We start from the raw sequence: 1,104 nt of genomic DNA on the forward strand, positions 1-1,104 counted from the left end.
ACCCTTGAGTTTATCAGTTATACCCGCAGCCGCGACCCCCGTCCAGTTGGGTGGGAGTGGAAGGAAACTGAGCAGCTGTATCATCCTGTACAACAGTAAAATCGTACAGTTTGCCTTTTGACCATCTCAAGGTAAACATTGCCAAGGTTATGTAAGTAAGGACAACATGAAAATGTGTGTTTTAACAGCATCAGTGAAACCGGCGCCTGTGGGTTTTGTAGAGTGGTGTTGAGTGGAATATTACGTATAGACGTAGATTTAGGGGATAATAGGTTACTAAAAGATTTATTATCGTCACCTAAGTTCTATGGTCAGTCGCATTATTAAGGTTACTAACGACGTTCTGCCCCCGGTATTTTACGATTTTCCGGCGCCGGATGTATTAAAGCTCTTATTGGAGGACAAGCGCAGCGAGTCTACACGTCGAGCTTACGACCAAGATATTAGACACTTCTTTGAAACGGTATTTGATGTGGCGCCAAACGCTGACTATATTATTAGGTTTTTAGCATTGCCTCAGCCGCGCGCGTTTGAATTCGTGGTGCGGTACAAAGCTGCATTAATTAAAAAGAAATTATCTGAAGCAACTATAAATAGGCGCCTATCAGCACTGCGCGCGTTAACTCACAAAGGTAGATTACTCGGAGTTTGTAACTACAAACTCGAAGATATTAGGGGCGAGACAGTAATTAAATACAGAGATACCAGTGGAGTTACACCCGAAGAATTCAAACAAATACTATATACATGTGACCCAACCACCGCGAAGGGAGTAAGGGACTATGCAATACTGCGCCTACTTTGGGACAATGCCTTACGACGTGGTGAAATTGCAGCCTTGAAAATGGGAGACTTTGACCGTCGCAATAGTAGGTTATCAATACTCGGTAAAGGTAGAGGTAGTCAAAAAGAGAAAATTGATCTGACTCCAAAAACTAAAGAAGCAATTTGTTTATGGTTGGCCTTTAGAGGATTAGCATCTACAAGTGACGCTCTATTCGTAGCACTCGACTTAAACACCCCAGGTCATCCCCTCACCGATGCGGGTATTGCCAAAATGGTACGAACGCGCGCTCTTAAAGCCAACATTGGTAAACCCCTATC

The 1,104-nt window shown here is 43.6% G+C and carries 1 protein-coding gene; it reads left to right on the forward strand.

Annotation, left to right across the window (positions count from 1 at the left end; translation table 11 throughout):
* Positions 1–307: 307 nt before the first annotated feature.
* Positions 308–1,104, forward strand: a 797-nt coding sequence (locus tag AC2JBO_RS44985; protein WP_496960096.1) for a tyrosine-type recombinase/integrase, incomplete at its 3' end; no start/stop codon positions are given.

The organism is Calothrix sp. CBUCES-K 9914 (assembly GCF_059640475.1).